The 13,762-nt window shown below is 48.4% G+C and carries 11 protein-coding genes; 10 read left to right on the plus strand and 1 reads right to left on the minus strand.

The window, feature by feature from the left end:
* Genes M3661_RS22065 through M3661_RS22105 form a run of 9 tightly spaced genes read left to right on the plus strand, consistent with a single transcriptional unit; the run spans nt 1 to nt 8,575 of the window.
* The gene (locus M3661_RS22065; RefSeq protein WP_065292608.1) at nt 1–654 is read left to right on the plus strand and encodes a PIG-L deacetylase family protein; all 654 of its coding nucleotides are present in this window, start codon (nt 1–3) and stop codon (nt 652–654) included.
* Nucleotides 651–1,337 carry a WbqC family protein gene (locus M3661_RS22070; RefSeq protein ID WP_065292607.1) on the plus strand — a complete coding sequence of 229 codons (687 nt, stop codon included), beginning with the start codon at nt 651–653 and terminating at the stop codon, nt 1,335–1,337. The genes M3661_RS22065 and M3661_RS22070 overlap by 4 nt, the downstream gene beginning before the upstream one ends.
* Entirely contained in the window at nt 1,334–2,629 is a 1,296-nt protein-coding gene (locus tag M3661_RS22075; protein ID WP_251488624.1) for a glycosyltransferase family 4 protein, read from the plus strand. The genes M3661_RS22070 and M3661_RS22075 overlap by 4 nt, the downstream gene beginning before the upstream one ends.
* Nucleotides 2,630–2,645: 16 nt before the next feature.
* Nucleotides 2,646–3,476, plus strand: coding sequence for an acyltransferase (locus tag M3661_RS22080; RefSeq protein WP_251488626.1), 831 nt, complete (start codon nt 2,646–2,648; stop codon nt 3,474–3,476).
* Complete coding sequence (locus M3661_RS22085) at nt 3,476–4,084, plus strand: sugar transferase (protein ID WP_072727421.1); 609 nt, start codon at nt 3,476–3,478, stop codon at nt 4,082–4,084. Before M3661_RS22080 ends, M3661_RS22085 begins: the two co-directional genes overlap by 1 nt.
* 7 nt (nt 4,085–4,091) lie before the next feature.
* Nucleotides 4,092–4,913 (plus strand): GNAT family N-acetyltransferase, encoded by an 822-nt coding sequence (locus M3661_RS22090; protein WP_251488629.1) that lies wholly within the window; start codon nt 4,092–4,094, stop codon nt 4,911–4,913.
* Between the two features lie 30 nt (nt 4,914–4,943).
* A complete protein-coding gene (locus M3661_RS22095; RefSeq protein WP_251488632.1) occupies nt 4,944–6,305 on the plus strand; it encodes a polysaccharide deacetylase family protein in 1,362 nt (453 codons plus the stop codon).
* On the plus strand, nt 6,298–7,413 hold the full coding sequence (locus M3661_RS22100; protein WP_065292602.1) for a lipid II:glycine glycyltransferase FemX: 1,116 nt from the start codon (nt 6,298–6,300) through the stop codon (nt 7,411–7,413). Before M3661_RS22095 ends, M3661_RS22100 begins: the two co-directional genes overlap by 8 nt.
* Nucleotides 7,406–8,575, plus strand: a complete 1,170-nt coding sequence (locus tag M3661_RS22105; RefSeq protein ID WP_065292601.1) for a DegT/DnrJ/EryC1/StrS family aminotransferase — start codon at nt 7,406–7,408, stop codon at nt 8,573–8,575. Before M3661_RS22100 ends, M3661_RS22105 begins: the two co-directional genes overlap by 8 nt.
* A 321-nt stretch (nt 8,576–8,896) precedes the next feature.
* Here M3661_RS22105 and M3661_RS22110 read toward each other — a convergent pair whose 3' ends face one another.
* Nucleotides 8,897–10,537, minus strand: coding sequence for a hypothetical protein (locus M3661_RS22110; protein ID WP_251488635.1), 1,641 nt, complete (start codon nt 10,535–10,537; stop codon nt 8,897–8,899).
* 116 nt (nt 10,538–10,653) lie between these two features.
* Here M3661_RS22110 and M3661_RS22115 point away from each other — a divergent pair, with 116 nt between their 5' ends.
* Nucleotides 10,654–13,758, plus strand: coding sequence for a heparinase II/III domain-containing protein (locus M3661_RS22115; RefSeq protein WP_065291348.1), 3,105 nt, complete (start codon nt 10,654–10,656; stop codon nt 13,756–13,758).
* Nucleotides 13,759–13,762: the final 4 nt, after the last annotated feature.

Here is a 13,762-nt window from a genome sequence, read left to right on the forward strand (position 1 = left end):
ATGGTACTACCAACACAAGTTAGCGCTCGTAACATTTTGGTGCTGGCTCCTCATACGGATGATGCGGAACTTGGCTGTGGCGCGTTTATTGCGAAGCAGATCGAGTCAGGAGCTAATGTGGTTGTCGCGGCGTTTTCGGTAGCTGAGCAATCACTGCCGGGCGATTTTGCCAAAGACACGCTGGCGCATGAATTTCATGCATCCATGGACGTATTGGAAATTCCACATGACAATCGCATCATCTATCGATTCCCTGTCCGCCAATTTCCCACCCATCGCCAAGAATTGCTGGAAGTTCTCGTTGGAATGAAGCGAGACATGAAACCGGATTTGGTTCTAGTGCCATCCTCGTCCGATATACACCAAGATCATCAAGTCATCTGTAGTGAGAGCCAGCGTGCATTCAAGGAACAATCCCTTTACGGTTACGAGCTCCCTTGGAATCAACTGAGCACCAATTCACGAATATTTGCCCCGCTTGACCGGAAATATATGGAGCGGAAATGGGAGGCTTTGCAGCAATATCGTTCTCAGCTGCATCTGAACCGGAGTTATTTTACGAGAGAGATGGTATTTGGATTGGCCAAAATTCGAGGCGTTCAAATCGGTGAAGAATATGCCGAAGCCTTTGAACCCCTCAGGGTGAGAATATGATTGTCAGCATTCATCAGCCGAATGTCCTGCCGTGGCTTGGTTTTTTTCATAAGATGGCCTGCTCGGATTTGTTCATCTTGCTCGATACCGTTCAATTCACGAAGAATGGCTATCAAAATCGCACAATGATCGACACGCAAGGTGGGCCGAAATGGCTGACTATTCCCGTAGCGAAGGAAGGCTTGTTCGGAACGAGGACGATCGATGTGCGAATTGCGAACAACCGCGACTGGCAGGCGGATCATTTGCGCCAGCTCGAAGCCAGCTATGGCAAATGCCCTGGGTATCTTCAGCGGAAAAATGAACTACACGATCTCTACGGTGCGAAATATGAGCGTCTTGTCGATTTTGCTATCCCGAGCATCGAGCTGCTCATGAACTGGCTGGACATTCGCACTCCGCTCATCCGTTCCAGTTCCATGTTGGCAGATGGGAGTAAATCGGAGCTGCTTGCTCAGCTCGTGCATGAGGCAGGCGGCGATGTTTATTTATCAGGTCCCAGCGGCAGGGAGTATTTAGATGAATCCATATTTCACAAATATGGAATCCGGGTGGAATATCACGAATTCACACCGTTTTCTTATCCGCAAAGACATGCCAAGGAAGGGTTTACGGGCGGGTTAAGCTCGCTGGATTATGCGATGCAAGTGGAAACTTTGCATTGGAAGGAGGCGGCAGTATGAGTGTAGCTGGAATGAACATATGGATCGTGAATCATTACGGAGTCGCCCCTGGCACAGGCGGAGGGACTCGTCATTTTGATTTGGCGAAGCAGCTTGTGAGGCAAGGAGCGAGTGTCACGATATTTGCTTCCGCCTATGGGCATCAGAATTGGATTAATCATTTGGAAGGCTCGCGCAATGCGGTTCGGGAAGTGACATATGATGGAGTGCGGTTCGTCTGGCTCCGCACAACGGCTTATAGGCGCAATGATTGGCGGCGCATTAAGAATATGCTGGATTATACATGGCGCTGTTATTGGGAGGGGCGGCGGCGCAAAGAGAGCCCAGATCTCATCATCGGATCCCTTATGCATCCTGCGGCTGCATGGATCGGTTCCCGCCTCGCTGCTCATCATAATGCGGTATTCTACTTCGAGGAACGAGACTTATGGCCGCAGACACTCATAGACTTCGGCAAGATGTCGCCGAACCATCCGATCGTCAAGGCACTCTATTGGCTGGAATCTCATCTATATCGGAAGGCGTCCCGCATCATCGTGCTGTTCGATAAAGCTGCTGATTATGTGGAGAAGCAGAGCGGGCTGGGATCGAAGGTGCTGGTTCTGCCTAATGGCGTCGATATGGAGCGCTTCGCTCTTCCGCTGGCCGAACTCCCTTCTGAGGTGGAGCGCCAATTTGAACAATGGCAAGGGAAGTTCATTGCGATTTATACCGGATCGCACGGTATTTCTGACGGCATACATCATCTTTTGGAAGCAGCAGCACTTAGTAAGGGAACCGACAGTAATATTCAATTCGTCTTTGTTGGGGATGGACCGGAGAAGGAAGCTCTAGTGAAGCAGGCGGAACAAGCGGGATTGACTAATGTAGCCTTCCTCCCACTCGTGAAGAAGGAGGCTGTGCCCACACTTTTGGCGCGGGCTCATGTAGGGTTAATTGCGCTGCGAGATGCTTCTGTATACAAATGGGGCATGAGCTTCAACAAAATGTACGACTATATGGCCTCTTCATTGCCGACTCTTCTCGTTGGCAAGATTGACGATTCGGTCATTGCAAAGGAACAAATCGGTCTTGTCCTGCAAGATCCTGAGGAATTAAGCGAAGCTCTGTCCAAACTGGCGAGGCAGTTGAAGGATCGGGAGGAAATGGGCCGCAGAGCAAGAGATTATGTGGAACGAGAGCATGATTGGGAACGCATGTCCTATAAGCTTTCCGCGGCAATAGCGGAGGACGTTGGGCGTAACGAGAAGCGAGTTAGCAAGCGGAATACGGCTGCGTCCTACGATGTGTAGAGGGGATGATTCGAAGATGGGGATAAAGGATGACAAGCGAGCAGGAGCAGAATTGCAAGTGTTGGGACAGGATATTCGAATGGGAGAACAGGTGAGGCTGGGATATTTCTGTGTAATTGGTGATGGAGTGACAATCGAGGATGGAGTCTGCATTGGCGATGGGAGCATCATTGGAGCAGGTGCGGTCATTGGCAAGGGAGTGGTTATCGGCCGTCATGTCATCATCGAAGAGAAGACGGTTGTGTGCGATGGGGTAACGATTATGGATCAAGCCGTCATCGGCAAGCAGCCATTTCGTGCGAAACGATCTGTGCTTCAAGATAGAGGAAGCCAGGATCCGTGCATCATCGAGGAAGGCTGCACGATTGGAACAGCTAGCATCGTATATGCGGGTGCTGTTCTGGAGCATGATGTATTCGTCGCCGACCTAGCTACTGTGCGTGAACGTGTACGTGTAGGTGCTGGTACGATTATCGGACGCGGAGCTTCGGTAGAGAACGATTGTACGGTAGGCGCACGCTGCAAGTTGGAAACGAATTGTTACATTACGGCTTATTCCACCATTGGTGATGATGTATTTGTAGCGCCGGGTGTTATCACGAGCAATGACAATTTCATTGGCCGGACGAAGGAACGATTTAAGTGGATGAAGGGAATAACTGTGAAGAAGGGCGGACGTCTTGGGGCTGGAGTCGTAACGCTGCCGGGGGTTGTCATTGAAGAAGAAGCCGTTGTCGCGGCTGGAAGTGTTGTTACTAAAGATGTGGAAGGACAGCAATTGGTCATGGGGATTCCTGCACGTGTTCTCCGTCAAGTGGCCGAGGGACAATTGCTGCAGCATCAGTAATGAAGCGTATATTCGATATTGCAGTTTCGTCCATTTTACTGCTCGTAATCAGCCCGATTCTCCTTATTACCTATATTTGCGTTCGCGTTGCATTAGGTTCGCCGGCCATTTTCAAGCAGGAGAGGCCGGGCAAGGATAAGCGCGTATTCCAGGTTTATAAATTTCGCACGATGTCAGACGCCAGAGACAGTGCAGGGCAACTGCTTCCAGATGCCCACCGTATTACCCCTTTTGGTACGTTCCTGCGCTCAACGAGCTTGGATGAGCTGCCCCAATTGTGGAACGTGTTGCGCGGAGACATGAGTCTGGTTGGGCCACGGCCTTTGCTCGTGAAGCACTTGCCGTACTTCACGAAGCGGGAACAAAAACGATTCCATGTTCGTCCGGGCATTACTGGATTAGCCCAAGTGAAGGGAAGGAACCATCTATCCTGGAATGAACGTTTGGAGCTTGACGTCCAATATGTGGAGAACTGGTCCTTCTGGCTGGATATCAAAATTTTGTTCTTAACAATCATTACTGTGGTCAAGCGGGAGGGAGTTGCACTTCCCGGAAGTCGTGGGGCATCTGATCTCGATAAGGAACGATATCACAGCCGCGAGGGGTGACGGGGACATGTGGAAACGATTATTTCCTGACTGCTGCATCGAGTCACGAGGCGAATCTGTTCATGTCCGAACGCTGGAACCGGCACATTATGAGGAAATTTCCCGCATGAGCGAGACATGGATGCCTGCGGAACTCTATGAAGCGACGCTTTTTTCAGCTCATGGATATGCTGATTTCTTGCGTGCTTCGCTTGCTATCCCGCCATCTCGTTTCACTTCGCATTTTATAGGGATGTATAGGAATGTGGATTCTCTGATTGGCTTCGCGGAATGGAGACTGATCGATGACATCTTATTTCTGAACAATTTCTATGTATCTGCTCCGTTCAGAGGAAGGGGCATCGGTTCCCATGTGATTCGGCAGGCAAGCATTCACGCCGCGAAGGAGGGCTTCTCTTCCGTGCAACTTGATGCATTCGACACGAACGAATCTGCCATTCGGCTATATGAGCGGAACGGATTCGTTCGCCAGCATGCTTATTATTGGTATGCAAGTGCTCCGCTGCATCAATGGAAGGACGCAGAAGCGGGAGAGACCAGCTTGAATTATATGGTTCAGGACTGGCCGCAAGCAGTAGCCAGCCTCGAAGTGTATGGCTATGGATTCTTCCGCGTGAGCTTCGATCGTCAAGAAGAACGAATTGTGCTTATGAAGGAGAACTTTTTCCGAATTCGCTTGAAGGCTGCTATGAATAAGGATGTGCTTGCTCTGCTTGCACGTCTTGCCCCGCATCGAAGGGTGCTTGTGTCAGACGGAGGGGAAGAGCCGCCTCACTCCGGCATGGAGCAGTTGGCTGTAGCGTTTCGCATGGTGAAGCCATTGTCTTGACAAGATGAGGACAGGAAAGGGTTAAGGGCCATGAATATTACAATACCTGCATTGTTCGTGCCCGAACGAACATATATCATTCAACAATTGATCGGCGATATGCTTGGAGTACCGTACCAGCTCGTCGTGGACGATGATATGGATCGGTCTCCCTATATCCGGTTCGCACTGTCGAACGGGAGCAGCCTGTATATCAGAGATGCATTCTTTGCTCAATATGAGGATGGACTGTCTTACCTGTCCGCGGATACGAACCAACTACGTGTGTCCTATGCCAACTCCAGATTTGCTCCCGAAGGGGATATGCCCATATGGTTCGGGAGAGGGGAATGGCGAGTGGATGGAGGGGACTTGTATTGCGAAGCGGATCTGCTTGCTGCTTGCTTTTTTATGCTCACTCGATGGGAAGAGTGCGCGAACATAAGAGACCGTCATGAACGGTTCCCCTCATCCAGCAGTTTAGCTGTTCGAAGCCGCTTCTGGCAGCGTCCTGTTGTGAACGAGATGGCGGAGATGCTCTGGAATATGCTCATTGAAGTAGGGCTAGAGACAGAACGAACAAATCGTTCCTTTGAATTGATTGTGACGCATGATGTGGATGATCTGCGGTATTGGGATGGTACGAAGCGTCTTATTCGGAGTATGGCAAGAGGCTTGGCCAACTTCAATCCATTGGCTCCCATTAGAAGCATACAGGAATACATACAAGTAAAATCAGGTAGATGTGCCGATCCATACGATACATTCGATTGGCTGATGGATCTGTCTGAGCAGGCAGGAGTTCAATCCAGGTTCTATTTTATGGCGGGGGGCACGACCTCTTACGACAATCGATATGACGTCCGGGGAGAACTCGCTCGTTCGGTGCTCAAGCGCGTACGTGAGCGCGGTCATATCGTCGGATTCCACCCCAGCTATGATGCATACTGCAATGAAGAGTTGTTCTTGCAAGAGAAGGAGCGGATTCAAGAGGCGGCGGGATGCGTGGTGACAGAGGGAAGGCATCATTATTTGCGCTTCCGTGTTCCGGATACATGGGGCATATGGGAGCGAGCCGGGATGAAGATAGACAGTACGATTGGGTATGCCGATGAAATCGGGTTTCGCAGCGGAATCTGCCATTCATACCGTGTCTTTGATATTCATGCCAGACAGCCTTTATCTCTACTAGAGCTCCCTCTAACCGCAATGGAGGTTAGCCTTGGCGGTTATCAAGGACTTGAACCCGCTCAGATGTTTGAGCAGATGAATAACCTTCTAGGAGTCGTGCATCGATATCGCGGACAGTTCGTTTTATTGTGGCATAATTCCAATATTCGCAATTCGTTCTGGAAGCCATATGCGAATTACTATCATTCGTTCGTCATTCAAGGAGGGTGTCCAATTGGGTAATGTTCAAATACTGTCGCCTGACGAGTGGAAGCAATGGGATGAACTTGCCAAGAGTATAGTAGATCCGGACATATATTGGTTATCAGGCTATTGCTCCTTATACGAGAGCGGACAGGAAGAATCGGCACGTCTATTTATTTACAAAGAAGATACCGGAACTGTCATGTATCCATTTGTTCTCAGGCAAGTCAATACACTACCGCATATTAAGCGCTTATGGGAAGACGCTCCGGAAATGTACGACATCATTACCCCATACGGTTATGGAGGACCTATATGCACTTCTTCACATGATCAAGATCGTAATGGATTGCTTGGGCGATTTCAGCAAGCCTTCTCCAACTATTGTAAGGATCAAAAAATTATAACGGAGTTTGTCAGATTTCATCCTCTTTATCGCAATCATCAGGATTACATGGATGTGGATCCGTGCTTCGTGCGCAATACGATCAGTGTAGATTTAGAGCCGGCGGTAGACGATATTTTCGCCAAGTTCAGCTCCAAGAACCGGAATCGAATTCGTGTATCTTTGAAATCTGGACTTTTTGGACGGCAGGAAACGATGACGTTAGAACGGCTGCAATCTTTCATTGATATGTATTATCACACGATGGATCGTGTTAAGGCTCAGGCCAGCTATTACTTTACTGAACAATACTTTTATGACATGCTGGCTCGCCTATCCGATCAGCTCACCATGCTGGGAATATACGCGGAAGACGAGTTGGTTTGTGCATCGATATTTTTGCATGAAGGTGAACATGTGCACTATCATCTGCTCGCCTCCAATGAGCGATATTTTTCTTGCGCGCCCAATAACTTTTTGCTGTATTTCGCCATACAGCACTTCAAGGAACGAGGATTTAAGAAGATTCATTTAGGCGGCGGTTATACGGGCAATGATTCCTTGTATCGCTTCAAGAAGGGGTTCAATAATCATGAACCATTGGACTTCTATGTCGGAAGGAAAGTACGAGATCCCTACCTATATAAATTATTGAAAAGCAAATTTAATGGTATTTCGGAGAGCGAGTATTTCCCATTTTATCGCGACCCTTCACTTATGGCGGTTGGGATTGACTCAGCAGAGGTGACCCAGTATGTCTAAGCCTTATATATATCTGTCTCCTCCGCATATGGGAGGTGAAGAACGGATTAAAATCGATGAGGCATTTGCTAGCAATTGGCTGTCCTCTGTCGGTCCGCATATTCAGGCATTTGAAGAAGAAGTGGCCCATTATGTAGGGGCGCAAGGAGCAGTTGCGCTAAGCTCAGGGACGGCGGCCATCCATTTGGCTTTACGGCTGGCCGGGGTAGAAGCGGGCGATTATGTGCTATGTTCCACGTTTACCTTTATAGCTAGTGTGAATCCTATCCTGTACTTGAACGGGATTCCTGTATTCGTTGATTCGGAGCCGAATTCTTGGAATATGTCGCCTGAGGCGCTGGAGCGGGCATGTGAGCAGCTTGCGCAGGAGGGGAAGACGCCGAAAGCTGCTGTCATTGTTCATCTCTATGGGCAGAGCGCAGATATGGATGCAATTATGGCTATCTGCAATCGTTATGGCATTATTGTGGTGGAAGATGCAGCAGAGTCACTGGGTACGACCTATCGTGGCAGACATTGTGGGACAATCGGTCATTTCGGCATATATTCGTTCAACGGCAATAAGCTCATTACTACATCCGGAGGGGGAATGCTGGTGAGCAGCGACCCCGTGGCACTTAGAAAGGCCAGACATTGGGCGACTCAGGCTAAAGAAGATCTGCCGTACTATGAGCATTATGAGATGGGGTACAATTACCGGATGAGCAATGTACTGGCAGGAATTGGACGTGGTCAGCTCACCGTGATTGAAGGGCGAATTGCCGCAAGGAGGGCTGTATATCAGCGGTATCGGAGTGTATTGGAAGCTTATGATGGTATTCGACTGATATCAGAACCTACCTACGGAAGATCGACTTGCTGGCTTACGGTTATCTTGGTTGACTGCAAGCGTACGGGGACGTATCCGCTCTCGATCAAAACTGCTCTGCAGCAGAACGGCATCGAGTCGCGTCTCGTATGGAAGCCGATGCATCTGCAGCCGATGTTCCACTCCAGCTTATATTTCCCTCACGAGTCGCATCTTAGTGTGTCCGAGCAATTGTTTGCACAAGGGCTATGCTTGCCATCCGGCTCGAATCTGACGAGTGCCGAACAGGATCGGGTGGTCGGTGTCATTTTGGAACATTTACAGCAGAATGCGATTTATCGGCAAAGTGTGTAGAACAGGAAGAGGCTTAGAAGCCGAGTGAAGAAGGAATCACCCGGCTGCCCATTCCATTTTTTTTATAAGTGCGTGTTCAAAAAGGCCGGTTTTCAGCACCGAAGCATATGCTTCCGATGTGCGTTTTTTCAAAACGCTTCAGTTGGATGAAGCTAGGGCCTGAGGAGCGGAGCGTACGTTTTGGGTACATGAGCACCTGAGATGTTTCCAGAGGAAACATACTTCGTAAGCATCTGCTTAGGCCCGGCTGAATTCAAGATTCGATGCCGAGCCCACTTCATGATTTACTTCGTGATCAAAAGCGGACTTTTTGAACAACCTCTATAAGCCTGTATAGGATCTTTTTTCTATCCACTGATTGGGTGCTTGAATGCATTGCCAGCCTTCTACGACATATTTGCTGCCGTCGGTGCCGAGCAGCGAGAGATTATCGTTCAAGATCATTCGCCCTTTATCCCATTGTCCTGCAGTAGGCGGCTGCGTGCCAAGATTCACACCAGGTATGATCTCTTCGTAGCCAGACCAGACCGCTGCCGTGCAGTCGATGCTGTAAATGCAGAAACTCTTGATGCGCAGCGGCTGTGTTCCTCCTGATAACAAGACGCGTATCATAGTGACATCAGAATGAACACGGAAATAGAAGTCTTTGTTGGAGTCAGAGCCGGTAATATAACCGCCTATTGCTCCACCCCCGGGTGCGGTTGTGTTGAAGTAGGGCTCTGCGTTGGAGGAGCCTTTGACTGTTGCTTCATTTTGAATAGTGCTTCCTAGAATGTTGCCGTTTGCATCGTAGCAGATGACAATGACGCGTCCCCCATATCCAGTGATCGTATCTTTTTGTACAATAAATCGCTTGGCTTTGGAGGTGTTGATGAATACGCCGATTGCTGGCTGAATAAGCTCTACATATTCATTGGCGAGCGTCATTGCTCCCGATTTCAGAACTGTGGACGTGCGAGAAGTGGCGACATTAACGCGTGGAATATTGACTAAGCTATTCCCATTGTAGTAGCAGGCTATTTTATTCAGGGGACCGGATAGGAAGATCATGTTTCCTTTTGTATTGATTAGCTTGGATTTGCGTGAGGAGTACACGGATACCGGATAACGGCTTCGATCATCGATATTGCTTCCGTTCAGTTCTCCATAACCGACATTGAACACGTTATTCGAAGACGAGTTGAACACCCGTACAAAGGTTGTATTATTGTCCTCGTTGCGCATATCTTGGAATTTATTTTGCTCACCGTGATAGATCAGAAGCGGGACTGCTTCGGCATTGCCCGTAAGGTAGGATTGGCCAAGCTCGAAGCTAGGTTTGATAAAGACATTGTTGTTATTGTAAAAGTACGAATTATCAGGCGATACAATGCGAATTCCGTAACGGCTTGCATTCGTATTGACCTGACTCCAGCATCCAAACCTTCCATTCTCAAATAAATTTTCATTGACCCAGCCAGAACGAACTGCCGACAAATCCAGCGCAATCTTATTATTCATGATTTGTCCAAGTGTCAGCTTGTTGAAGGAGAATCCTTTACTATTTCCCTTAGCTTGCAGACCGATTGTGAAGCCATCGATTCCTACAATATCGATATTACATGAGATAAAGTTGGTCAGAATGATGCCGATGTTCCCTTCGTTGCTCCAGTCGGATGCTTGAGCATTTCGGACATTCAATTTGTAATCCATCATGGTGGTAGATTCGATGGCATTGCCGATCAGCAGACAAGGTTGAGTGTTGTCTCCCTTATAAATAAGCGGGGCATCCATAATAAGTCTGACGCCGGCTGGCACGGTGATTGCTTGGGAGACTACAGCACCTTTGCCGGGAGGAAAGTAGACGCTCATCTGATTGACCGCAGCGAATTGCAGCGCTTTATTGACTGGAGTGGTATCGTCTGCTGCTCCATCATACAAAGCTCCGAAGTTCTGCGGAGTAACAAAGTTCGGATTAATCATAGGCGGACACATCCTCTTCTATCGGAATAGTAGCTTGTTTTTTATACAATATGAAACGCCCTACTAGAAAGTGATGACAGCAAATGTCACGATATATGAGCAAGGAGATTACATATATGACAACTTATAGAATTGATTGGAAATGGAAGTTAATTATCGTTTCTTTCATTATTGCTGTACTATATTTTTGTATCGATTTCGTGCTTATGAACAGTCCGCATGCAGCAGGTCAGTCCAGGAGCAATTACTATACAGCAGAGAAACGCCAAGCTGTTCAGGACAATGTGAAAATGTATAAATGGGCGCGGGATGAAAGGGATGCAAGCATAAGAAGGGCACAAAAATATATAGATTTGAGCTACGAAGAGCTATGGTCGATGATTACCACGCAGACCTTGCCGAGAAGCTATGATGTGAATGAAGAAATGGGAAGTGTGATAGGTGGTCAGAAGGGGCCTCGTGATGACCGTTCAAGCTACGAAATTGATCCTGTGGCGCAGCCGTGGAAAGTAAAGGATAAATCGAATGGAATGATGTTCCCAACGAATGATTTCGCTTCATACTACCGGAGCGGCTTAGATGATAAGGGAGGATTTGATCCGAAGCGCGCCGACCGCAAATATTTGGTGAATACGCTGTATCCGGACAAAGGCACGGCATTTGGCGTCGATGACGGCAGTGGATATGTTGATGAAAAAGGCAACAAGTATACGTTCATCGCGTTCTACAATCATTGGGTATGGAGTCAGTGGTTAACTGATGCATTGCGTTCGCTGCGTGAAGCCTACTTATATACGGGAAATGAGAAGTACGCTTATAGCGGCCTGATTCTATTAGATCGTGTAGCCGATGTGTATCCTGATATGGACGTCTCCGTGTATCGGTGGGAGGATGGGTTCAAAAATGCGCACGGCGGGACGGGACAGGGAAAAGTATTGGGATCAATTGCTGAAGTTACACTGACGGAGCAGCTGCTCCTCAGTTACGATGCCTTTTTACCCGTACTCCAGAAGAAGACTGCTCCATACTTGCCCTTTTTGCAAAAGAAAGCCGATCGTTACAGCCTTCCCTCATCGAAGGGAACAGCCGACAGTATAAAGCAAAACTTTGAGAATCGTATCATTCGTCAAATTGTGCCTGCTGTCAAGAAAGCGCAGATCTCAGGTAACTTCGGATCTCATCAGAATGTGATTGCACTAGCGGCTATTACCTTGGATCAGCTTCCTGAATCTGCGGAGTGGATTCAATTTGCGCTGCAGTCAGGGCAGTTGGAGCGTGTAGCGGGCGGCGGATGGAGAATAAGTGGCGGAGGCGTCTATGACGTTCTGGCGAATCGTATTGATCGCGATGGCTATGGTGATGAAGCTTCCCCTGAATACAATGTGACCTGGTTGGAACGAATGAACAGTTTGGCGGATATTTTGGACAGCTATGAGCGCGTCCCAAGCGCGGATTTGTATAAGCATCCGAAGGTGAAGAAGATGTTCTATGCCTTTCTTGATCTTGTGATGCAAGGCAAGGACACACCCAATATCGGGGATTCCGGCTCGATAGGCAAAGATAATATTTGGGCGAAGCGGGACTTGGTATGGAGGGCATTTGTTAAATATCGCGATCCTTTATTTGCCCAGGCAGCATTTCTATTGAATGGAAACCGAACGGAAGGGATTACAAATGATTTGTTTCAACCGAAGATGGAAGCACTGCTTGCTCAGTTCCGTAAAGTCGTGCAATCTCAGGGCAGCTATAAGTTCAAAAGTATCAATTTAACGGGATATGGATACACAGCTTTGAGGCATGGGGATATTGAGGCTTGGCTGTACTATGGGCGAAATGGCACATCCCACGCTCATCGGGATGCGCTGAATATCGGGTTATATGGGTTCGGTCTAGATATGGCCCCGGATCTAGGTTACGTGACCTTCGCTGACGATAACATTTTGCGCAGACGCTGGGAATCGAACACCATATCGCATAATACAGTTGTGTTCAATAAGGAAGGACAGCAGCCTAATTCATGGGTTGGCATACCACGTCATTATGATGACGGCAAATACGCCAAATTAATCGATGTGGAGGCGCCCTATGCGTACGAGGGGGCTGATGTATATCGAAGGACGTTCGCTCTTATTCCCATTGATGATCGACTTGCCTATGCCGTTGATTTCTTCCGCGTCAAGGGGGCGGGTGAACAAGTGTCAAGCTTTCACGGCATGGAAGGAACGGTCGAGACAGGTGGGCTGAAATTAGTGGAGCAGAAGTCAGGCACTTATGCTGGCGAACAGATTCCTCTTGCAGATCCCGCCTATTCGGAGCAGAGCAAGAGCGGATATAACTATTTGTACAATGTCCGTAAGGACAAGGATCCGATCGGCCAGTTTTATGCAGAGTGGAAGTCGGCGAAGTCCGTGTCATACAACCGCACGCAGGTAAAGCCGAATTTGCGGGTTACGATGCTTGGTTCGTATACAGATGCAGCAGTTGCCCAGGGAGATCCGCCCCAAAATAAGCCGGGGAATCCTCGGCGACTCGATTATTTATTAACACGGCGTCCTGGCGGGGAGAGTTTGTTCACTTCGATTCTGGAGCCATTCGCGAAGGAACGAACGATCAAAACAATTCGAAGGCTTAGCGTAACCCATGAAGGCACAGCTGTTCCTGAATGGGAAGCGATGGCCATTGAGGTTGCCCTCCAAAATGGTCGGAAAGATACGATTATTTGCAGTCTCGAATCGAATCGGGAATACCAATTGGAGAACGGACTGTCATTCAAGGGCTTTTTTGGACTGACAAGTATGTCGTCTAAGGGGGCGAAGGTTCAGTATGCACACGATGGAACGTGGCTGCAGAACGATGGCAGCAAGCAGGAGTCCAAATCGGAAGCAGAGCGCTTAGTAGGGAAAGTTGCTGGCTTTACAACAGGGTGGAGCCTTGATAATCGTTTGGAACTCAAATTTGAAAATATGGCATCGTTCGATGTGAAGAAACTAGTAGGTGCTACGGTGTATGTTGACAATCATTCGGTGTCTTCATCGAACTCTGCAGCTGTACGGAATGCGGCTTATACGATTAAGAGTGTAATCAAGCAGGAAGGCAGTCATGTGGTCGTCAGTCTTGGCAATACGACCTTTATTCAACAACAGATCGGCGATAGATTCATCTACGATATTCAGGCAGGACAGTCGTTTGTTATCCCTCTATCGCAAGCACGCCAATTCTAGCGGA

Source organism: Paenibacillus sp. MER 180 (genome assembly GCF_023713665.1).
Classification (GTDB): domain Bacteria; phylum Bacillota; class Bacilli; order Paenibacillales; family Paenibacillaceae; genus Paenibacillus_B; species Paenibacillus_B suaedae.